This window comes from Pseudomonas ekonensis (assembly GCF_019145435.1).
GTDB lineage: Bacteria > Pseudomonadota > Gammaproteobacteria > Pseudomonadales > Pseudomonadaceae > Aquipseudomonas > Aquipseudomonas ekonensis.
Map to the genome: position 1 here is coordinate 758,216 of NZ_JAHSTS010000002.1, position 20,733 is coordinate 778,948.

The window sequence follows — 20,733 nt, forward strand, 5'->3', positions numbered from 1 at the left end:
ACCGCTCTGGCCCGCTCTTTCGTACGAGGCCTTGGCGCGACCGCCGGTCGGAAGGCGGGCCATTTCGGGGCGAGCCCTTCCGGCATGGGGCTTGGGTTGACCGGCGCAAGGCTTTTTTTGCGCCTTGCGGTTTGCATTACGCAACGGGTTCGGTTAGCATCCGCGCCGTTAGTACCAAGCTGAAAGTCAATTCCGGTCGAACACATCCTCGCGGTCAGCCTTCTGCCAAAGAAGCCTCCACCGAAAAAACAGGATCGACCCCTCGATGGTTTCCAGGTAAATCCTGCGCCGGCACAGCCTCGAACGAAGGCCAAGCGTGTCGCGACACAGCGTTACTCTGACCGAACCAACCTGCAGATTGATCAGGATCTTCACCCTGGGCCATGGACCTCTGCCCTTGCTGTGTTGCCTGTCCTCCTAAGTACCTACCTGCCAGCCCGAGCGCGCCAAACCTTATAGCGCTTCAAACTGGCTGCCTTGTTCCAGCCGGGTTCTTCGTTCGACCGATGGCGGTCGTCGTTACTGGAACGTTTTAACGTTGCACGGATCTGATCCGTGTCATATGCAGGAACACCCATAACATGTCTACGACTATCCACACTCAGGATGCCATCCGCACCCTCACCAACGCTTTTGCACCGATGAACTGCCTGATCCTGGCCGCCCGCAAAGGCTGCTTCAGTTTCACCGTCGTCAACGAACACGGGATCGCCCGCCACAGCGAGCGTCTGTACCCCGATCAATACTCCAGCGCCGAACCGCTGCAGGCCGTGATCGACCGCACCCGCCAGGCACTGACCGCCTGAACGGCCGCAACGCCGCAAAAGCCAAGGCCCCGCCGACAACGCGGGGCTTTTTATTGCCCGATGTTTCCCAACCAGGCCGAACCGGTTAAGTCCGATCCGGCATAACGGTTATAACGGCCGTTCGGAAATATTGTAAAAACAGGCCTTTACGCCCTGAATATGACACTACACTTCAACTCAAGCGGCATGAACCGCTTCCGGCGGGCCTGATTCGTTCCACAGCTGCCAAGCACCCGGTCAGGCCCGCCGCCACTCCAACGCTCCGAGGGCTTTATGGGTATCGCCGCAAGCGAACTGTGCCGTTTCGTGATCCGTCCCACGCTGATCTACCTGGGACGCCACTGCGCCACCGCCGAATCCCTGCTGCTGGGCATCGCCGCCAGCCAGTCCGCCCTCGGCTCCGCCCTGCATGACCGCCGGGGCCACGGGCTCTACCGGATCGCCGAGCACCGCCACCAGGCCCTCTGGGACCATTACCTGGCGCTGGATCCGGAACGCGCCAGCCTGGTGCGCGGCCTGGCCAGCCAGCATGCCTTCCTCAGCGGGCCGCACCTGGAACTGACCGTCAACCTGCGCTACGCCACCGCCATCGCCTGGCTGCTGGTGGAAGAGCAGAACCCCACCCTCCCCGACCCGGACGACCTGCTGGGCATGGCGCGCATCTGGCGCCAGACCTTCCAGCCCCAGGGTCGCCTGCGGGATTTCACCTGCGCCTGGCAGGCCTGTGTTTCACCGCTGAATCAAGTCGCTTGCTGACCCGCCGGTTTCGGAAGATCGCCCATCACGACGCCAATCTGGTCGGATTGTCCTACAAAACCGCTCTAACTCAAGGCATACGGGCTCTGGCGCCCGGACGAAAATGTTGGTAATTTTCGCCCCGGTGATCACCAGGAGTTCTAATAATGAAAAAAGTCATGCTCAAAACCACCCTTAGCCTTGCCGTTTCCCTGGCATCCACCCAGCTTTTCGCAAGTGGCTTCGCCATCAACGAACACAGCATCAGCGGGATGGGGACTGGGTACGCCGGGCGATCTTCTTCTGCCGACGACGCAAGCACCGTTTACGGCAACCCTGCCGGCATGTCGCGCATCAAGCGCGAACAAGTCACCGGCGGCGTTGCGTTCCTCGACGCCTCGACCGACATCAGCCACGGCAGCTCCAGCCCTAACGGCGGGAGCAACAAAGGCGACATGGTGCCCTTCACCTCCGTACCTATGGGCTACTACGTCAAGCCGATCGACGAGCATTGGGCCTTCGGCCTCGGCATGTACGTGCCGTTCGGCCTGATCACCGACTACGAAAACGGCTTCGCCGGCCGCTACTTCGGCAGCAAGTCGAAAGTACAGGTCATCACCCTGCAGCCGACCGTCAGCTACGCCTTCAACGACAAGGTGTCGATCGGTTTCGGCCCGACCATCAACCGCATCGACGGCTCGCTGGAGTCCAACCTGTCGATCACCCAGGCTGCGCCGGACGGCAAGGTCAAGATCAAGGGCGACGACACTGCGCTGGGCTACAACATCGGCGTGCTGGTGCAGGCCACCGACAGCACCCGCGTCGGCCTGACCTACCACTCCAAGGTCGACTACAAGCTCGAAGGCGACACCAAGGTCAACTACGGCGTGCTGGGCGCAATCGGCCTGGGCGCCAGCCAGAAGTACGACGCCTCGCTGAAGATCACCACCCCTGAGTCCGCCGACCTCTCGGTCACCCAGGCGATCAACGATCAGTGGAACGTCTACGCCGGCACCACCTGGACCCGCTGGAGCCAGCTGGAGAAGATCACCGTCAAGAACTCCGGCGTGCAGCCGCTGCTGGCCGGCCAGTTCGGCGAAATCACCGAAGAGCAGAACTGGCACGATACCTGGGCCTACGCCATCGGTACTTCGTACCAGCTGAACAAGGAATGGGTGCTGCGCACCGGCCTGACCTTCGACCAGGCGCCGACCAACAACGTCGACCGTTCGCCGCGCATCCCGACCGGCGACCGGACCATCTTCAGCATCGGCGCCGGCTGGAGCCCGACCGACGACCTGACCATCGACGTCGCGTACTCCTACCTGAAGGAAGAGACCGTCAAGATCAACAACAGCAACGACCGTGGCCAGTCCTACAGCTCCAAGTACGACAACTCGGCCAACGGCTTCGGCATCGGCGCGACCTACCGCTTCTGATGGCCTGCGGCGAGGCTGAGCCCTCGCCCATGAAAAAGCCCCGACGTCCTGTGGACGCGGGGCTTTTTCATGCCTGCGATGTTTGCTGCGGGAGCGAGCCTGCCCGCGATAGCGTCAGCCAAGGCCCACCATGCGACCGATGCCGCTCATTGCCCAAGCGGCCTGGACGCAATCGCCTTCTCGATCGCCGCCAGAAACTCAGGATCATCCGGTTTGGTCAGGCTGGAGAAATTGGCGATCACCTTGCCCTGGCGGTCGATGACGTACTTGTAGAAATTCCACTTCGGCGCACTGCTCTGCCTGGCCAGCACCTGGAACAGATGGGTGGCGCCGTCGCCGCGGACTTTCTGCGGTTCGGTCATGGTGAAGGTCACGCCGTAGTTGGCGTAGCAGACCTTGGCGGTCTCGGCGCTGTCCTTGGACTCCTGCTTGAAGTCGTTGGACGGCACGCCGAGCATTTCCAGCCCCTGCGCCTTGTAGCGTTGATTGAGGGCCTCAAGGCCTTCGAACTGCGGGGCAAACCCGCAGAAGCTGGCGGTGTTGATCACCACCAGCGGTTTGTCGGCATAGCGCTGACACAGGTCGATGGACTCCTTGGCCCGCAGCTTGGGCAAGGAGCCTTGCAGCAGATCCGGGCAGTCCGCCGCCCGGACCACTCCGGTCAACGCGATCAGCAACGCAGGAACAGCACACCAGCGCATCAGCATGTCAGGCTTCCTCGGGCAGTCGTCAGACCCCGACGTTACTCGCCCCCCAACCCTCCCCGCAAGCGCTCTAGCAGATGCTCATGCCCAGTTGCATCAGCGCCAGGCCGCCCCGCAGCCAGCCCCACCACACCAGCGCCAGCAGCGCGGCGCCGAGCGCAATGACGGCGACCTGCGGCCACAGGCGCTTCATGCGGCGCTCACGCCCGCCTGCAGGCGCGCCACAGGGCGTTCGCGCACCGGCCAGTTCAGGGCCGCCGCCAGCAGACTCAGGAGGATCGCCACCTGCCAGATCAAGTCATAGCTCCCGGTACGGTCATACACCACCCCGCCCAGCCAGCCGCCGAGGAACGAGCCGAGCTGGTGGAACAGGAACACGATGCCGCCCAGCATGGACAGGTTGCGCACGCCGAACAAGGTCGCCACCGTACCGTTGGTCAACGGCACCGTCGACAGCCACAGGAAGCCCATCGCCATGCCGAACAGGTAGGCCGACGTGGTGGTGACCGGCAGCCACAGGAACAGCACGATCACCACCGCGCGCAGCAGATAGAGCCCGGTGAGCAGGCGCGGCTTGGACATGCGCCCGCCCAGCCAGCCGGCGGTGTAGGTGCCGAAGATATTGAACAGACCGATCAGCGCCAGCACCGTAGTGCCGACGGTGGCCGGCAAATGCTGGTCCACCAGGTAGGCCGGCAGGTGCACGCCGATGAATACCACCTGAAAACCGCAGACGAAAAAGCCGAACGCCAGCAGCCAGAACCCGGAGTGCGAACAGGCTTCGCGCAAGGCTTCGGACAGCGTCTGCTCATGACCGTGGACCGGCAGCGGCTTGTCCTTGAGCATGGCCACCAGCGGCACGATCAGCGCCACCAGCAGGCCCAGCGCCAACAAGGCCGCCGACCAGCCCAGCCAGCCGATCAGCCCGAGGGTGCCGGGCAGCATGGCGAACTGGCCGAAAGAGCCTGCGGCACTGGCGATGCCCATGCCCATGCTGCGTTTTTCCGGCGGCACGGCACGGCCGACCACACCGAGGATCACCGAGAACGACGTGCCGGACAGGCCGATGCCGATCAGCAGCCCCGCGCTCAGCGACAGGCTCAGCGCCGAGTCGGACAGCCCCATGCACACCAGCCCGACGGCGTAGAGCACACCGCCGGTCAGCACCACCTTCGCCGCGCCGAAGCGGTCGGCCAGCGCGCCGGTGAACGGCTGCGCCAGGCCCCAGATCAGGTTCTGCAAGGCGATGGCGAAGGCGAACACCTCACGCCCCCAACCGAACTGGGCGCTCATCGGCGACAGGAACAGGCCGAAGCCGTGCCGCACGCCCAACGACAGCGCCAGAATCAGCGCACTCCCCAGCAACACCCAACCACACGCACGCCACATCGAACTCATTATTGTTCTCCAGTCACGGGTATATACCCGCTTAAAGTCGGAAAAACCGGCGTCACGCCAGTTCGTCCAGCAGTCTCAGCAAGGTTTCACGCTTCTCGGCGCCCAGTCGGTCGATCAACCGCTGCTGCGCCGCTTCCCAGGCCGGCAGCGCCGCCGCCAGCCGCTGCGCACCGGTGTCGGTGAGCTTGACGATGCGGTTGCGCATGTCTTCGCCCTCGGTGAGCGCCACCAGGCCCTCGCCCTCCAGCACCCGCAGGTTGCGGCCCAGGGTGCTGCGGTCCAGGCCCATGGCCTCGGCCAGTTCGGAGATGCTCGGTTGATCCAGCCGCTGCAGGTTGCACAGCAGAGAATACTGGGCGACGTTGATCCCGAAGCCGTCGAGAGCGCCGTCGTAATGCCTGCTGACGCCACGGGCGGCGCGACGCAGGTTGGTGCACAAACATTGGGAAGGAAGCATGATGCGTGTATATACCCGCGACTCTGTTAAATCAAGTTACATGTGGTTTTGTTCAACAACATTTTCGATGGCCGCCAAGGGGCCGGCCGATCCGGGGCAAGGCTTTCAGGCCAGCGCCAACCCCACCAGCACCGCCATCTCCGTCAACTCCAGCAACGCCCCGGCCGTGTCGCCCGTGGTGCCGCCCAGCCGCCGCACCATCAAGCGCCGCGCCCAGACGAACACCCCGACCGCCACCAGCAGCGCCACAGCGCCCTTGATCCCGGCCAACGCCACGCAGGCCAGCGCGCAAGCCGCCAACACCCACCACCCCGCCTTGCGCGGCAGGTGATCGGCCAACGCCTGCCCCAGCCCGCCGGCCCGCACGTAAGGTGTGGTCAGAAACAGCCCCAACAACGCAGCACGCCCGATCAGCGGCACGATGACCAGTATCAAGCCTTCGCCCTGTCCGACCACCGCCAACAGCGCGGCAAATTTGAGCAGCAACACCAGCACCAACGTCACCACCGCGATCGGCCCGCTGCGCGGATCCTTCATGATCGTCAGCGTGCGCTCGCGGTCGCCGAAACCGCCCAGCCAGGCATCGGCGCTGTCCGCCAGCCCGTCGAGGTGCAAGGCGCCGCTGAGCACCACCCACGCCGTCAGCAGCAACGCTCCGTGCAGCAACGGCGGCGCACCGGCCAGCGCCAGGTCCAGCGCCCACAGGATCACGCCGAACAGCAGGCCCACCACCGGATAGAACAGCAGCGAACGGCCAAGCGCCTGAGGCGCCGGCATGCCCGGCAAGCGCACCGGCAGGCTGCTGAGGAATTGCAGGGCGATCCAGAACGGCAACATGTCAGTCCACTTCCCGAAGCGATCCGTCGGCCTCGACAATCAACGAAAACAATCCGCCATGGCCGACCTCGACGGTGAGCAACTGCTCACGCGGCAAGCCACGAGCCCTGGCCAGCAACAGGCGCATGACGCCGCCATGGGTGACCAGCAGCAGCCGCTCGCCGGCGTGGGCCGCCTGCAACCGCGCCACCGCCGCCAGCACCCGCGCCGAAAAATCGCTCACCGGCTCGCCCTGCGGCGGGGTGAATGCGTACGGGTCGGCCCAGAACCGCCCCAGCGCCTCGGCGTCCGTTTCCATCAGGGCGGCGGCGCCCTGCCCTTCCCAGGCACCGAAGTGCAGTTCCTGCACGGCCCCGTCCAACGTCAGCGGCAGATCCAGTTGCCCACGCAGCTCTTGCGCGAACCGCGCGCAGCGCTGCAACGGCGAGCTCACCAGGCGATCCCACGGCCCGCGCCCGACCACCGCCGCACGCATCTGCGCCCAGCCCTTGTCGGTCAGCGCGTCATCGAGGCTGCCGCGCAAGCCGCCGCCCAGCTCGGTCTCACCGTGGCGCAGCAGATCCAGGCGCAAGGTCATGCGGGGCGATCCGCCACCGCCGCCTCGGCGAACGTCGCCATCTGCCCGTGCAGGTCGCAAGCCAGGCGCAACAGCGGAACCGCCAGCGCAGCACCGCTGCCCTCGCCCAGACGCAGGCCCAGCTCGAGCAGCGGTTCGGCCTGAAGGGCTTCCAGCACATGCCGGTGGCCTGGCTCGGCGCCGCGGTGGCCGAACAGCAGCCACTCGCGGCAGGCCGGGTTCACACGGACGGCCACCAGCGCGGCGACGGTGCAGATGAAACCGTCCACCAGCACCGCGATGCCTTCCTGGGCACAGGCCAGGTAGGCACCGACAAGCGCCGCAATCTCAAAACCGCCCAGGTTGAACAAGGTCTGCAACGCATCGCCACGCTGGGCCTTGTGCAAGGCCAGCGCCCGCTCGATCACCTGCGCCTTGTGGCTGACGCCCTCGGCGTTCAGGCCGGTGCCGGGCCCGGTCAGGTGCGCCACCGGGCAATCGAGCAACGCGCAGGCCAGCGCACTGGCCGCCGTGGTGTTGCCGATGCCCATTTCGCCGCCGATGAACAATTGCGTCCCTGCGGCTTTGGCCCGCAGCACGCTGTCGCGCCCGGCCTGCAAGGCCTGCTCGCCCTGCGCAGGGGTCATCGCCGAGGTTTCGACAAAGTTCGCGGTGCCCGGGCCCAGGTGCAAATGACGCACGCCCGGCAACGCCAGCGACGGCGTCACCGTGCCCAGATCCACCACCTCCAGCTGTGCATCGAGCCTTCGCGCCAGCACGCTGATCGCCGCGCCGCCGCTGACGAAGTTCAGCAGCATCTGCCCGGTGACCTCCTGCGGATAGGCGGAAACGCCCTCGGCCACCACCCCGTGGTCACCGGCGAAGATCGCGACCCACAATCGGTCCAGGCACGGCTTGACCTGACCTTGCAGCCCGGCCAGTTGCACCGCCACCGCTTCGAGACGGCCGAGGGAACCGGCGGGTTTGGTCAGTTGCTGTTGCCGCGCCGCCGCCTCGGCAACGGTGTCGGCATTCACAGGTCGGCACGGGTTGCACCACCAGGCTTGGGTCATAGGGCAGGTCCTTTCAGAGTCAGGGGCAGGCCGGCGACCGTCAGCACCACGCGCTGACAACGTTCGGCCAGGGCTTGATGCAGCCAACCGGCTTCATCGACATAGCGGCGAGTCAATTCGCCCAGCGGCACGACACCCATTCCGGTCTCGTTGCTGACAAAAACGATGTCGCCCGGCAGCGTCGCCAGGCAGTCCAGCAGGGCCTCGCGCTCGGCGGCCAGGCGTTCGGCGTCATCGAGCATCAAAAGGTTGGTGAGCCACAGCGTGAGGCAGTCCACCAGCAGGCAGCGCCCGGCGCCGGCGTTATCGCGCAGCACGCGGGCCAGCGCCAGCGGCTCTTCGATCAGGCCCCACTCGGCGGGACGGCGGGCGCGGTGATGGGCCACCCGCTCGCTCATTTCACCGTCCAGCGGTTGGCTGGTGGCGATGTAGGTGACGGCCAGGCCGCTGTCGGTGGCGAGTTTCTCCGCCAGGCGGCTTTTGCCGGAACGGGCGCCGCCGAGGATCAGTTGGAGCATGAGAACATCCTGAACAATGTACGGTGAGGCAACCGGCCCCTTCGCAGGCTCGCCCGCGAAAGGCCCGGCACAGGCGAATCAGATCCCACAGAGCCGACGCAACAGCCCGGTATCCAGATGCTTTTCCACCAGGTCCGCCAGCCGTTCGATGTCCCGCTCGCGCAAGCCGTGGTAATCCACCGCCTGCACCTCGCTCAGGCCCGCCCAGCGCAGCAGCGCCGCACTGGCCGCCGGCGACTCGAACAGGCCGTGCAGGTAGGTGCCGAACACCTGCCCGTCGGCACTTTGCGCGCCGTCGCAACGGCCATCGTCCAGATGCACGGCGGCCAGCGCCAGGGCGGGCCCTGTCGTCACGCCGGCATGGATTTCGTAGCCGCTGACTTCGGCGTCTTCCAGCGCCAGGCGTCCGCGGACATTGCGCAACTGCTTCTCGGCTTCGAGCTGCGTCTCGAACGCCAGCAACCCCAGCCCGGCACTGGAGCCCGGCGCGCCTTCCAGGCCCAGCGGATCATGCACCTGCTCGCCGAGCATCTGCAGGCCGCCGCAGATGCCCAGGACCTTGCCGCCATAACGCAGGTGTCGGCGGATCGCCCCTTCCCAGCCGTTGGCGCGCAGATAAGCCAGGTCGCTGCGCACGCTCTTCGAGCCCGGCAGGATGATCAGGTCCGCCGGCGGGATCGCCTGGCCCGGGCCGATGAATTGCAGGTTCACCTGAGGATGCAGGCGCAGCGGATCGAAATCGGTGTGGTTGCTGATGCGCGGCAACACCGGCACCACTACGTTCAGCACCTGTTCGGCCTTGTCGGCCTGGCGCCGGTCGATGCCGTCTTCGGCTTCCAGGTGCAGGTCCATCACGTAGGGCAACACGCCGACCACGGGTTTGCCGGTGCGCTGCTCCAGCCAGTCGAGGCCCGGCTGCAGCAAGGCGAGGTCACCCCGGAAGCGGTTGATGATGAAACCCTTGACCCGCGCCTGTTCGCTGGGCGACAGCAGCTCGAGCGTGCCGACCAGATGGGCGAACACGCCGCCGCGGTTGATGTCGGCGATCAGCAGCACCGGGCAGTCCACCGCTTCGGCGAAGCCCATGTTGGCGATGTCGCCGGCCCGCAGGTTGATCTCCGCCGGGGAGCCGGCGCCCTCGACCATCACCAGCGGGTACGCAGCGACGAGCCGTTCGTGGGAGGCCAGCACCGCTTGCATGGCGATGGCCTTGTAGTCGTGATAGGCCACGGCATTCATGGTGGTGACGGCGCGCCCGTGGATGATCACCTGGGCGCCGGTGTCGCTGTTGGGCTTGAGCAGCACCGGGTTCATGTCGGTGTGCGGTTCCAGGTGCGAAGCCTGGGCCTGCACCGCCTGGGCGCGGCCGATCTCGCCGCCGTCGGCGGTCACCGCGCTGTTGAGCGCCATGTTCTGCGGCTTGAACGGCACCACCGCCACGCCCTGGCGGGTCGCCCAGCGGCACAATGCGGTCACCAGCGTGCTTTTGCCGGCATCGGATGTGGTGCCCTGCACCATGAGCGTGGTCATGCCGGCGTATCCATCGGGTGTTCCTTGGCGAACGCCTGCAAGGCCTGTTCGAGCCGTGCCTCGTCGGCGGCGTCGGCGGGCAGTCCGAACCGCAGGCTGCTGTTGTGGGTGAAGAGGCGCAGCAGGATGCCGCGCCGGGCCATGAACTCATGCAGCGCGGCCGCTTGCTCGGTGATCAGCCACTGGAACAGGGCACAGCCGCCGTGGGGTTTGAAGCCGTAGCGCTCCAGCAGCGCGGCCAGCCGTTCGCTGGCCTCGTCGCTGCGGATGCGCTGGCGGGTGTGGCCTTCGGTGTCCAGCAGGCACGCCTGGCCCAGCACCCGGGTCGGCCCGCTGACCGCCCAAGGGCCGACCTGTTCGGCCAACAGCCTGAGCAGTTTGCGCTCGGCCAGGACAAAACCCAGCCGCACCCCGGCGAGGCCAAAGAACTTGCCGAACGAACGCAGCACGATCAGGCCGACCTGATGGGCATGGGGCGCCAGGCTCAACTGGGGGGCGTTGTCCATGAACGCTTCGTCGACCACCAGCCAGCCGCCCCGCTGGGCCAGCCTGGCGTGCCAGTCGAGCAGCCGCGCCGGGGTCAGGCTCAACCCGGTGGGGTTGTTCGGGTTGACCACCACCAGCACATCGAGGCTGTCGAGAAAGAAATCGACTTCCTGCTCCAGCACCTCGCGCACGATGTAGCCGCTGCGGCGCCAGGCCTCGGCGTGCTCGGCGTAGCATGGCGACAGCACGCCGACCTTGCCGGCCCGACGCAGGCGCGGCAGCAGCTGGATGGCCATCTGCGAGCCGGCCACCGGCAGCACGTGCGCGGCGCCGTAGTAATCGCACGCGGCCTGCTCCAGGCCGTCGTCGGTTTCCGGCAGGCGGGCCCAGGCCCGCAGCGGAATGTCCGGCACCGCAAACGGCCACGGCGCAAGGCCCGTGGACAGGTCGAGCCAGTCCGGCTCGGCGATGCCGTACTCGATCGCCGCCCTGCGCAACCGGCCGCCGTGCTCAAGCATAGAATTCAGCCCCCACGCAAAGGATCAGCAGCCACAACCATACCCCGCGCTGCACCAATTGCCAGCCACGGTCGATGGAATCGGCATCCGCCGGCACACCCTCGCCCAACTGAGGGCGCTCGTGCAGTTCGCCGTGATAGACCGCAGGGCCGCCCAGTTCCACACCCAGCGCACCGGCGCCGGCGGCCATGACGGGGCCGGCGTTGGGGCTGTCCCACTTCGGGCCTTGGGTACGCCAGCACTTGAGGGCCAGGCGAGTCTTGCCCAACAGTGCGTAGGTCAACGCCACCAGCCGCGCGGGAATGTAGTTGAGCACGTCGTCGATTTTCGCCGCCGCCCAGCCGAAGCGCTCGAAGCGTTCGTTGCGGTAGCCCCACATGGCGTCGAGGGTGTTGCTCAAGCGATAGAGCACGACACCCGGCGCGCCGGCCACGGCAAACCAGAACAACGCGGCGAACACGGCGTCGCTGCCGTTCTCCAGCACCGATTCGGTGGCGGCGCGGGCGACGGCGGTGCTGTCCAGCTCGCTGGTCTGGCGGCTGACCAGATACCCGACGCGTTTGCGCGCCTCCTCCAGGTCATCGCTGCGCAAGGCCTTGGCCACCGGCCCGACGTGCTCGCCGAGGCTGCGCATGCCGAGGGCGCAATACAGCGCGAGGATCTCCACGACCCAGCCCACGTAGGGCGCCCACGACAGCGCCGTGGCCAAAATCGTCAGCGGCAGCACCACGATCACCCACGCCGTCACGCCATGGCTGCGCCAGCCACGGCCTGCGGCATTGAAGCGTTGTTCGACGCGTCCGGCGAAACGGCCGAACGCCACCAGCGGATGCCAGCGTTTCGGTTCACCCAGCAGCGCATCCAGCGCCACGGCGGCGACACTCAACAACGCGACACTCATTGATTCACTCCCCATTGGTTTTCGTACAGCAGCTCATCGAGCGGACGCGCCTGCGCCCACCCGTCGAGCACCAGCATCGGCGCCGGATAGAATTTCTTGACCGGCCCCAGGCACAGCACCGCCAACGGCTTGGCCCCCGCCGGCAGGTTGAGCAGGTCGGCCAGGGCCTGGGGCTCGAACAGCGACACCCAGCCCATGCCCAGCCCCTCGGCGCGGGCGGCCAGCCACAGGTTCTGGATCGCGCAGGACAGCGACGCCAAGTCCATTTCCGGCAGCGTGCGGCGGCCGAAGATGTGCCGTTCGCGGTCGTCCCCCAACGCGGCCACCAGCACTTCGGCGCAGTCGCCGATGCCTTCGACCTTGAGCTTCATGAACTCGTCGCTGCGCTCGCCGAGGGCTTGGGCGGTGCGCACCCGCTCTTCTTCCACCAGGTTCTGGATCCGGCCGCGCAAGGTGCGATCGCTGATGCGGATGAAGCGCCACGGCTGCATCAGCCCGACGCTGGGCGCCTGATGGGCGGCCTCCAGCAGGCGGCGCAGCAGTTCGGGCTCGACCGTGCCGCCCGTGAAGTGGCGCATGTCGCGGCGTTCGGCGATGGCGCGGTAGACGGCTTCGCGTTCGGCCGGGGTGTAGGCGTTGTCGCTCATGGCCGCTGCGCGAGCAGGCTCGCTCCCACTGCGGATCGCGGTTCGTCAGGGACGGCCGCGGCCTGGCGGCCGGGCGCCAGCAACGCGGCGATCGCCGACGGATTGGACGGGAAGTAAAAGTGCACGTAGGACGCGGTCATCCGCCCTTCCCGGTACACGGCCTCGGCACCGCGCCCGCCGTTGGGGCTCAGGCCACGGGCGATGGGCGTCAGCCCGGTGGTGGTCAGGGAATGGTGGTAGGTGTGGCCGCGCAGCGTGCCTTCCGGCAGTTCGACGGCCTGCAGGGCCAGCGCCGCCAGACGCTTCTGCATCACCGCATCGCCGCTGAGCAGGCCGGCCAGTTCGGCGCGGGTGCCGCTGACGTCGGTCAGCGAGTCGAGCAGATAGAGCATGCCGCCGCATTCGGCGAGCAGCGGCTTGCCGGCGGCATGATGGGCGCGGATCGCCTCCAGCATCGGTGTGTTCTGCGCCAGCGCCTCGTGGTGCAGTTCGGGGTAGCCGCCCGGCAGATAGAGGCTGTCGGCGTCCGGCAGCGCCGCATCGCGGATCGGCGAGAAGAAGCGCAGCTCGGCGCCCATCGCCCGCAGCAGATCGAGGCTGGCGCCGTAAGTGAAGGCAAACGCCTCGTCCCGGGCGACGGCAATCCGCACGCCTTGCAGCAGGGGCTCGACCTCCAGCGGCTCGGGGGCGGCGAATTCGACCGGCGGCGGCAGCGCGACCTCGCAGCTGTCCGCCAGGGCCTGCGCAGCGGCGTCGAGGCGCAGGTCCAGGTCATTGAGCTCGCTGGCCTGCACCAGGCCCAGATGACGGCTCGGCAGCTCGATCCCGGTTTCCCGGGACAGCGCGCCGTACCAGCGCAGGCCTTCGGTGAGGCTGCCCTCCAGCAATTGCGCATGGCGCACGGTGCCGACGCGGTTGGCCAGCACCCCGGCGAACGGCAGGTCCGGCTGATAGCGCGCCAGGCCCAGGGCCAGCGCACCGAAGGTCTGGGCCATGGCGGTGCCGTCGATCACGCCCAGCACCGGCACACCGAAATGCCGCGCCAGGTCGGCGCTGGACGGCGTGCCGTCGAACAGGCCCATGACGCCTTCGATCAGGATCAGATCCGCTTCGGCGGCGGCTTCCCACAACAGGCGGCGGCTTTCCTGCTCGCCGACCATCCACATGTCCAACTGGTAGACCGGCGCACCGCTGGCGCGCTCGAGGATCATCGGGTCGAGAAAGTCCGGGCCGCACTTGAACACCCGCACCTTGCGCCCGTGATTGCGGTGCAGGCGGGCCAGCGCGGCGGTGACGGTGGTCTTGCCCTGGCCCGAGGCCGGCGCTGCGATCAGCACCGCCGGGCAGTGACGAGACTGGTTCAAAGTTCGACGCCTTTCTGCGCTTTGATCCCGGCCTGGAAGGCGTGCTTGACCATGCCCATCTCCGTGACGGTATCGGCCATCTCGATCATTTCCGGCTTGGCCGCGCGCCCCGTGACCACCACGTGCTGCATCGACGGACGGGCCTGCAGATCGCTGAGCACCTGGTCGAGGTCAAGGTAGCCGTGCTTGAGGGCGATGTTCAGTTCGTCGAGCACCACCAGCCCGATGGACGGATCGCGCAGCATCTGCCGGGAGACCTCCCACGCGGCTTCGGCGGCGGCGATGTCGCGCTGACGGTCCTGGGTTTCCCAGGTGAAACCTTCGCCCATCACATGAAAACGCACCTGCTCGGGGAATCGGCGAAAAAACAGTTCCTCGCCCGTGCTGTTGCGGCCCTTGATGAACTGCACCACGCCGCACTGCATGCCGTGGCCCATGGCGCGGGCAAGCATGCCGAACGCCGAGCTGCTCTTGCCCTTGCCGTTGCCGGTGAGCACCAGCAACAGGCCGCATTCGTTCGGCGAATTGGCGATGCGCTCGTCGATCACGGCTTTTTTGCGCTGCATGCGCGCCAGGTGGCGCTCGTCACGCTCGGTGGTGTCAGTCATGGGGGAGCTCTCCGTTGAGGCTGGGTAACGGCGGGCGGGCACAAGAATAGACGGCGGCAAGCCTGGCATCGCCCACCGTGATGCCGTTGGATGGATCAGGCCGGTCTCCGGGCTCATGAGCGGCGCAAGGCCAGGCTGCGCGCCTTCCCGCGTCTTCGGACGCAGTGGCATCAGGCACAGCTTTCACTCATTTACCGTTGCGGGGGCAGCGCCGGGATCGCGGTCGCTCCACTGTGGACATGCGACCCTCACCGGCTTCCCTGTTTCACTCTGTCGACAGCCGCCACAGAGCACCTGAAACAAGCCGCGAAGGTTAGAGGGTTGGGGGTGGAGCGTCAAATGAAGCGGGGCTGCGGCGACGAAAAAATGCCGCCGATCAATTAACTGACGCCAATCTTGTGCCACACTGCCATGAGTGATATCAAAGAGCCATGCTTTTTGACTGCAGAGAGCACATCACAATAACAAGGGAGAGCACCATGCAAGGCATGATCATCAGCAATCCGCGGCTGGAATTCCTGCGCCCGGTGCTGGAACGCTGGTTTGACTGTATCGACCGCTACAACACCGTGCGCGGCGACAACGACACCCCCTACTGGCACGACGAAAAGGCCAACCTGGGCCTGCTCTCCGCCGCCGCGTGGATGGCCGAGCTGGTGACGCTGCGCGACACCGCCACCCGCAAGCAGAACGAGGACGGCGAACGCAACGCCCGCGCCGACCTGTTCCTGGCCGGCACCGACGACCGTGCCTACATCCAGGCCACCCAGCGCTGGCCCCGGGTCAACAGCCTCAACCTGACCCAGGCGCTGCACGACATCACCAGCGACGCCAAGCGCATCAGCTACGCCAGCGACCTCAAGCTCGGCTGCCTGTTCGTTTCGCCGCAGAAGGCCCAGCACAGCGCCAGCCCCGAAGAGCTTCAGGACATGGTCGACGACCTGCAGAAGGAACACACCTGTGCCGTGGCCTGGTACTTCCCTTACGCCTACCGCAAATTGCGCAGCGAAGCGGGCAACTACCACCCCGGCATCGCCGTGCTGTTCAAGGAGGCCCGCGGCTGAGCGCTTGAACCATCGGGGTCGCCCATGCCTCTATGATTGGGAATGCATTCATAGGGAAGACAAGCAATGCGCAAGCCCCCGTTCATTTTCGTCATCGCGGTTGCCGCAGGCCTTGCCGCCTGCGGCGAAACCTCAAGCCTGCAAGTCTCCGACGGCACCGGCCCGTCGCCCAAACTGCCCGAACCGAACAAGACCCTGATCCCGACGGTGCACATCGCCCCGGCGGTGGGCTGGCCGAGCGGCGCCAAACCGACGCCGGCGGCAGGCACCCGGGTGGCGGCGTTCGCCGAAAACCTCGACCACCCGCGCTGGCTCTACGTGCTGCCCAACGGCGACGTGCTGGTGGCGGAGACCAACGCTCCGCCCAAACCCGATGACGGCAGCGGCCTGAAGGGCTGGATCACCAAAAAGGTCATGGGCCGCGCCGGCGCCGGCGTGCCGAGCGCGAACCGCATCACCCTGCTGCGCGACGCCGATCATGACGGCGTGGCGGAAACCCGCACGGTCTTCCTGCAAAACCTCAACTCGCCGTTCGGCATGACCCTGGTCGGCAACGACCTGTATGTCGCCGACACCGATCGCCTGCTGCGCTTTGACTACGAACCCGGCGCGACCGAAATCAAGTCGCAACCGATCAAAGTCACCGACCTGCCCGGCGGCACGCTGAACCACCACTGGACGAAGAACGTCATCGCCAGCCAGGACGGCAGCAAGCTCTACGTCACCGTCGGTTCGAACAGCAACGTCGGCGAAAACGGCCTGGATCAGGAACAAGGCCGGGCTGCCATCTGGGAGGTGGACCGCGCCACGGGCAACCACCGCATCTTCGCTTCGGGCATCCGCAACCCCAATGGCCTGGCTTGGGAACCGCGAACCGGCGCCTTGTGGACGGCCGTCAACGAGCGCGACGAAATTGGCAGCGACCTGGTGCCCGACTACATCACCTCAGTCATGGACGGCGGCTTCTATGGCTGGCCGTTCAGCTACTACGGTCAGCACGTCGACGTGCGCGTGCAGCCGCAGAACATGGATCTGGTGGCGAAGGCCATCGCCCCTGACTACGCCGTCGGCCCCCACACCGCTTCGCTGGGCCTGGCCTTCGCCGAAGGCAACCGACTGCCGGCGGCATTCAAGGAAGGAGCGTTCATCGGACAGCACGGCTCATGGAACCGCAAGCCCCTCAGCGGCTACAAGGTGATCTTCGTTCCGTTCGCCAACGGCAAGCCGAACGGCGCACCGGTGGATGTGCTGACCGGATTCCTCGACAAGGACGAGAACGCCATGGGCCGCCCGGTGGGCGTGGCGGTCGACCGGCAAGGCGGCCTGCTGGTGGCCGACGACGTGGGGAACAAAGTGTGGCGCGTGTCTGCGGCCCGGTGAATCTCCGAGACCCCAAAAACCACTGTAGGAGCGAGCCTGCTCGCGATGGCGGTCTGTCAGCTGACCTGGAAGTCGGCTGGGCGGACACCATCGCGAGCAGGCTCGCTCCTACAGGTCGTCTTGGCGGCTAAGGGTTGTGCGCCAGGTGCTCCGGCTGCAGGACGCGCTTGGCGCTCAGGTACGCCTTCTGCCAATAGGCCTTGGACAAGCTGTCCAGCTTCACCGTGCCGCCGGTGGCCGGCGCATGGACGAAGCGCCCTTCCCCGACATAGATCCCCGCATGGCTGACCTGGGAGCCGCCGTTGGTGGCGAAGAAAATCAGGTCGCCGGTCTGCAGCCCTTCCTTGCCGACGTTCGGCGCCTGCATCACGATCATCTCCCGCGTGGAACGCGGCAAGGAGATGCCGGCGGCGTCGCGGTAGACGAAGCCGATCAGGCCACTGCAATCGAAGCCCGAGTCCGGCGTGTTGCCGCCCCAGCGATAAGGCGTGCCGACCAGGCCGAGCGCGCGGAACAGCACGTCTTCGGCAGCCGGAGAAAAGTTTTGGGAGGAGCCGAACACGATCGGCGTGCGCACCACCGGCGCGGGCGGCGGCGTGCGGCTGGCGCAGCCGCTGAGCAGCGCTGCGAACATCATCAAGGCGAGGCGGGCCGACATCGTCATAAGCAGAACATCCTGATCTGGCTGCGGCTTTCACTGCCGATTCGACAGAAAACAAAACCGCCTGCGTCGGGACGCAGGCGGTTTGCCATCAAAGTAGATCAGAATTCTAGCGGCTACGCGGCAAACTTCAAGTAAGACTTTAACTTCACCTTGTAAAGTTTACGTCTACTGACTGGCCGCGACCGTTTGTCGCCACGAACGCGGCGACAAGGGAGGCATCACTTGCGGGCGGTGACCACGGTCGGCGCCATCGCCAAGGCGCGCTTGGCCTCGATGAAGGACTTGCTCCAGTAGCTGTCACCCAGGCTGTCGATGCGCACACCGCCGCTGCGGCGGCTGCTGGAGTGGATGAACTGGTTGTCGCCCAGGTAGATGCCTGCGTGGCTCACACGGCCGCGACGGCCGTTGGTGGCGAAGAACAGCAGGTCACCCGGCTCGAGGTTGCCGCGCGAGACTTGCGGGGCATCCACGTTGATCATTTCGCGGGTGGAGCGTGGCAGGTTCATGCCGGCCTCTTCGCGGAAGAGGTAGCCGATGAAACCGCTGCAATCGAAGCCGGCTTCGGAGGTGCCGCCGAAACGGTAACGGGTACCGATCAGGGACATGCCGCGCTCAAGGATGCTGTCGGCCAGGACCGGCAGTTGGTAAGGCTTCTTGCCGTTGAAGTCGGCCAGTTCCTTTTCGGTGTCCAGCTCTTCCTGGTAAATGACGGAAGACTGAGCGGTAGCGGAATTCTTGTACTGCTGTTGCTGCTCTTGAACAGGTGAATGAGCAGCGCAACCGAACAGCAGGGTGACGAGTGCGAGAGGCACGAGGGGTGCGAAGCGCTTTAGCATGGGCACGACCGTGGCTGAAGTTGTAAAGAAGCCGAGACTATGCCCGCTATCGGCCTCATTTGCAAATTCAATCGATCTTTTTGTGACTTCCCGGTTTCTCGTTTACATCTAAGCGCTTAAGCCTATTTGAATCGATACGCAGCCTGAGCAGCGCTCAGGAAAGCGGGTTTTCTGGCGCCTGAAATCTGCCGAACCGGGCTGAAAGCCGCGGCCTTGAAGGCTTTCACCAGCCCAGGGTTTCTTTCAGGAAAGGGATGGTCAACTTGCGCTGGGCCTGCAGCGAAGCCTGGTCGAGCTGCTCCAGCAGGTCGAACAGCGCGCTCATGCTGCGGGTGCCCCGGGTCAGGATGAAATGGCCGACTTCGTCGGTCAGGTGCAGGCCACGGCGGGATGCGCGCAATTGCAATGCACGCAGCTTGTCTTCATCGGAAAGGGGGCGCATCTGGAACACCAGCGCCAGGGTCAGGCGGGATTTCAGGTCGGCCAGCTTCACCGGCAGTTCGCGAGGAGACGTCGAGGCGGCGATCAACAAGCGCCGGCCGCTGTCGCGCAGGCGGTTGAACAGGTGAAACAGCGCCTCTTCCCAGTCCGCCTTGCCCGCCACCGCTTGCAGGTCGTCCAGACAAACCAGTTCGTACTGCTCAAGGTGATCGAGGATCTCGATGCCGCGGTCCATCAGCTCCGCCAGCGGCAGGTAGACCGCCGGCTCCCCCATCTGCTCGAAACGCAGGCAGGCGGCCTGCAACAGATGCGTACGCCCTACCCCATGCTTGCCCCACAGATAGATCAGGCTTTCGGTCCAACCGGCGTCGGCTTCGCAGAGGCGCTCGACATAGCCGAGTGCAGCGGCATTGGCGCCTGGGTAGTAGTTGATGAAGGTGGCGTCGTCACGCAGACGCACACCTAGGGGCAGCTGAATCGGTTTCATGCTGACTGAACGGTCCCCGAGGAACCATTAGTGACCTCTGTGTAAAGTGTGCGAAGTTTATACCCGTGAAGCGGAGCGCACAATCCGACAGACCCCAAGCAAAATCAAAGGTTTGCGTTAACACCTTGGTTTCATGGCAGTTTCTCTGGCGGCTGCGCCTGCATGAGCCGGGCCAACCCGGCGATCCGCCGGGCAGCCCGCCGCTCGCGTCACAATTCAGGTTCGTCCACGCCGCTGTAGATCTCCGAGTCCTTGTACAGGTCATGGACATGCCGCACCAGCACCATGATCACCGCCGCCACCGGCAACGCCAGGAGCACGCCGGTGAAGCCGAACAGCTCGCCGCCGGCCAGGATCGCAAAGATCACCGCCACCGGATGCAGGCCGATCCGGTCCCCCACCAGCAACGGCGTCAGCACCATCCCTTCCAGCGCCTGCCCGACCATGAACACCGCGACGATCCCGATCATCGGATACAGCTCGCCGCCGAACTGGAACAGCCCGGCGATCAACGCCGAACCGATGCCGATCACGAAGCCCATGTACGGCACGATCGCCGCCAGCCCCGCAATCAGGCCGATCAACAGGCCCAGCTCCAGGCCGACGATCATCAGGCCCGCCGCGTAGATCACGCCCAACGCCACCATCACCAGCAACTGACCGCGCACGAACGCGCCCAGCACCTCATGACACTCGCCGGCCAGGGCCACCATGCGCTCCTCCCGGTCACGGGGCAGCAGGCTGCGGATCTTGGCCATCATCACGTCCCAGTCCCGCAGCAGGTAAAAACTCACCACCGGGATCAGCACCAGGTTCGCCAACCAGCCGATCAACGCCAGGCTCGACGCCGTCGCCTGCGTCAGCACGGCACCGACGATGTCGGTGGTCTGCCCGACGTGCTCACTGATCGCCGCCTTGACCTTGTCGAACTTCCAGAACCCTTCCGCCAGCCCCAGCTTCGCCTGCGCCCACGGCAAAGCGGTGTGCTGCAGCCAGTCGAGCATCTGCGGCGCCAGCTCATACAGGCGCAACAGTTGCCTGGCCAGCATCGGCACCAGCACCAGCAACAGCGTGGTCACGATCAAGGTAAAGAGCGCGAACACCGCGATCACGCCCCAGGTGCGGGACAGCCCGATCCGCTCCAGACGGTCCACCAGCGGGTCGAACAGGTACGCGAGCAGCAATGCCACCAGGAACGGCGTAAGGATCGGGTGCAGCAACCAGACGAACGCACACAACAGGGCCACCCCGCCCAACCAGAACCAACGCCGCGTATCGGCCATG

Annotated in this window: 23 protein-coding genes and 1 riboswitch; of the genes, 5 read left to right on the top strand and 18 right to left on the bottom strand. The window is 65.9% G+C overall.

Annotated elements, in window-relative coordinates; all coding sequences use genetic code 11:
- The first annotated feature begins 581 nt into the window (after window positions 1-581).
- The 3 genes from KVG96_RS16410 (at window position 582) to KVG96_RS16420 (ending at window position 2,980) form a co-directional block, all read left to right on the top strand.
- Window positions 582-806 carry a hypothetical protein gene (locus KVG96_RS16410; RefSeq protein ID WP_217893058.1) on the top strand — a complete coding sequence of 75 codons (225 nt, stop codon included), beginning with the start codon at window positions 582-584 and terminating at the stop codon, window positions 804-806.
- Between the two features lie 273 nt (window positions 807-1,079).
- The gene (locus KVG96_RS16415) at window positions 1,080-1,562 is read left to right on the top strand and encodes a hypothetical protein (protein WP_085577709.1); all 483 of its coding nucleotides are present in this window, start codon (window positions 1,080-1,082) and stop codon (window positions 1,560-1,562) included.
- A gap of 146 nt (window positions 1,563-1,708) precedes the next feature.
- Window positions 1,709-2,980 (top strand): OmpP1/FadL family transporter, encoded by a 1,272-nt coding sequence (locus KVG96_RS16420; RefSeq protein WP_217893059.1) that lies wholly within the window; start codon window positions 1,709-1,711, stop codon window positions 2,978-2,980.
- A 146-nt stretch (window positions 2,981-3,126) separates the two neighbouring features.
- Here KVG96_RS16420 and KVG96_RS16425 read toward each other — a convergent pair whose 3' ends face one another.
- From KVG96_RS16425 to cobO, 14 genes are all read right to left on the bottom strand, one after another.
- Window positions 3,127-3,687, bottom strand: coding sequence for a glutathione peroxidase (locus tag KVG96_RS16425; protein ID WP_217893060.1), 561 nt, complete (start codon window positions 3,685-3,687; stop codon window positions 3,127-3,129).
- 67 nt (window positions 3,688-3,754) lie between these two features.
- The gene (locus tag KVG96_RS27645; RefSeq protein ID WP_264082382.1) at window positions 3,755-3,877 is read right to left on the bottom strand and encodes a hypothetical protein; all 123 of its coding nucleotides are present in this window, start codon (window positions 3,875-3,877) and stop codon (window positions 3,755-3,757) included.
- Window positions 3,874-5,073 carry an MFS transporter gene (locus KVG96_RS16430; protein ID WP_217894239.1) on the bottom strand — a complete coding sequence of 400 codons (1,200 nt, stop codon included), beginning with the start codon at window positions 5,071-5,073 and terminating at the stop codon, window positions 3,874-3,876. The genes KVG96_RS27645 and KVG96_RS16430 overlap by 4 nt, the downstream gene beginning before the upstream one ends.
- 61 nt (window positions 5,074-5,134) lie before the next feature.
- Window positions 5,135-5,539, bottom strand: a complete 405-nt coding sequence (locus KVG96_RS16435; RefSeq protein WP_085577713.1) for a MarR family winged helix-turn-helix transcriptional regulator — start codon at window positions 5,537-5,539, stop codon at window positions 5,135-5,137.
- 105 nt (window positions 5,540-5,644) lie between these two features.
- Window positions 5,645-6,376: an adenosylcobinamide-GDP ribazoletransferase gene (locus tag KVG96_RS16440; protein ID WP_217893061.1), complete on the bottom strand. Its 732-nt coding sequence runs from the start codon at window positions 6,374-6,376 to the stop codon at window positions 5,645-5,647.
- A gap of 1 nt (window position 6,377) precedes the next feature.
- On the bottom strand, window positions 6,378-6,953 hold the full coding sequence (gene cobC, locus KVG96_RS16445; RefSeq protein WP_217893062.1) for an alpha-ribazole phosphatase family protein: 576 nt from the start codon (window positions 6,951-6,953) through the stop codon (window positions 6,378-6,380).
- Window positions 6,950-8,005 carry a nicotinate-nucleotide--dimethylbenzimidazole phosphoribosyltransferase gene (cobT, locus tag KVG96_RS16450; protein ID WP_217893063.1) on the bottom strand — a complete coding sequence of 352 codons (1,056 nt, stop codon included), beginning with the start codon at window positions 8,003-8,005 and terminating at the stop codon, window positions 6,950-6,952. Before cobT ends, cobC begins: the two co-directional genes overlap by 4 nt.
- Complete coding sequence (gene cobU / locus KVG96_RS16455; RefSeq protein ID WP_217893064.1) at window positions 8,002-8,523, bottom strand: bifunctional adenosylcobinamide kinase/adenosylcobinamide-phosphate guanylyltransferase; 522 nt, start codon at window positions 8,521-8,523, stop codon at window positions 8,002-8,004. Before cobU ends, cobT begins: the two co-directional genes overlap by 4 nt.
- Before the next feature lie 78 nt (window positions 8,524-8,601).
- On the bottom strand, window positions 8,602-10,053 hold the full coding sequence (locus KVG96_RS16460) for a cobyric acid synthase (RefSeq protein ID WP_217893065.1): 1,452 nt from the start codon (window positions 10,051-10,053) through the stop codon (window positions 8,602-8,604).
- Window positions 10,050-11,057, bottom strand: coding sequence for a threonine-phosphate decarboxylase CobD (gene cobD / locus KVG96_RS16465; RefSeq protein WP_217893066.1), 1,008 nt, complete (start codon window positions 11,055-11,057; stop codon window positions 10,050-10,052). Before cobD ends, KVG96_RS16460 begins: the two co-directional genes overlap by 4 nt.
- Window positions 11,050-11,958: an adenosylcobinamide-phosphate synthase CbiB gene (cbiB, locus tag KVG96_RS16470; RefSeq protein ID WP_217893067.1), complete on the bottom strand. Its 909-nt coding sequence runs from the start codon at window positions 11,956-11,958 to the stop codon at window positions 11,050-11,052. The genes cobD and cbiB overlap by 8 nt, the downstream gene beginning before the upstream one ends.
- Window positions 11,955-12,605 carry a 5,6-dimethylbenzimidazole synthase gene (bluB, locus tag KVG96_RS16475; protein WP_217893068.1) on the bottom strand — a complete coding sequence of 217 codons (651 nt, stop codon included), beginning with the start codon at window positions 12,603-12,605 and terminating at the stop codon, window positions 11,955-11,957. The genes cbiB and bluB overlap by 4 nt, the downstream gene beginning before the upstream one ends.
- Window positions 12,602-13,969: a cobyrinic acid a,c-diamide synthase CobB gene (locus KVG96_RS16480; protein WP_217893069.1), complete on the bottom strand. Its 1,368-nt coding sequence runs from the start codon at window positions 13,967-13,969 to the stop codon at window positions 12,602-12,604. Before KVG96_RS16480 ends, bluB begins: the two co-directional genes overlap by 4 nt.
- On the bottom strand, window positions 13,966-14,577 hold the full coding sequence (gene cobO, locus KVG96_RS16485) for a cob(I)yrinic acid a,c-diamide adenosyltransferase (protein WP_217893070.1): 612 nt from the start codon (window positions 14,575-14,577) through the stop codon (window positions 13,966-13,968). The genes KVG96_RS16480 and cobO overlap by 4 nt, the downstream gene beginning before the upstream one ends.
- A gap of 81 nt (window positions 14,578-14,658) precedes the next feature.
- A riboswitch (cobalamin riboswitch) is annotated at window positions 14,659-14,890 on the bottom strand.
- A 166-nt stretch (window positions 14,891-15,056) separates the two neighbouring features.
- Between cobO and KVG96_RS16490 the strand changes: the two genes are divergently transcribed.
- Both KVG96_RS16490 and KVG96_RS16495 read left to right on the top strand, forming a co-directional pair.
- Complete coding sequence (locus KVG96_RS16490) at window positions 15,057-15,641, top strand: hypothetical protein (RefSeq protein WP_217893071.1); 585 nt, start codon at window positions 15,057-15,059, stop codon at window positions 15,639-15,641.
- Window positions 15,642-15,707: 66 nt separating this feature from the next.
- On the top strand, window positions 15,708-17,021 hold the full coding sequence (locus KVG96_RS16495; protein WP_217893072.1) for a PQQ-dependent sugar dehydrogenase: 1,314 nt from the start codon (window positions 15,708-15,710) through the stop codon (window positions 17,019-17,021).
- Between the two features lie 127 nt (window positions 17,022-17,148).
- Here KVG96_RS16495 and KVG96_RS16500 read toward each other — a convergent pair whose 3' ends face one another.
- The 4 genes from KVG96_RS16500 to KVG96_RS16515 all read right to left on the bottom strand — a co-directional run bounded on the left by KVG96_RS16500 (window position 17,149) and on the right by KVG96_RS16515 (window position 20,732).
- Entirely contained in the window at window positions 17,149-17,685 is a 537-nt protein-coding gene (locus KVG96_RS16500) for a C40 family peptidase (protein ID WP_217893073.1), read from the bottom strand.
- Window positions 17,686-17,903: 218 nt separating this feature from the next.
- Window positions 17,904-18,521, bottom strand: coding sequence for a C40 family peptidase (locus KVG96_RS16505; protein WP_085577727.1), 618 nt, complete (start codon window positions 18,519-18,521; stop codon window positions 17,904-17,906).
- A 223-nt stretch (window positions 18,522-18,744) separates the two neighbouring features.
- Window positions 18,745-19,449, bottom strand: a complete 705-nt coding sequence (gene hda / locus KVG96_RS16510) for a DnaA regulatory inactivator Hda (protein WP_085577728.1) — start codon at window positions 19,447-19,449, stop codon at window positions 18,745-18,747.
- Between the two features lie 209 nt (window positions 19,450-19,658).
- Window positions 19,659-20,732 carry an AI-2E family transporter gene (locus KVG96_RS16515; RefSeq protein ID WP_217893074.1) on the bottom strand — a complete coding sequence of 358 codons (1,074 nt, stop codon included), beginning with the start codon at window positions 20,730-20,732 and terminating at the stop codon, window positions 19,659-19,661.
- Between the last annotated feature and the right edge of the window lies 1 nt (window position 20,733).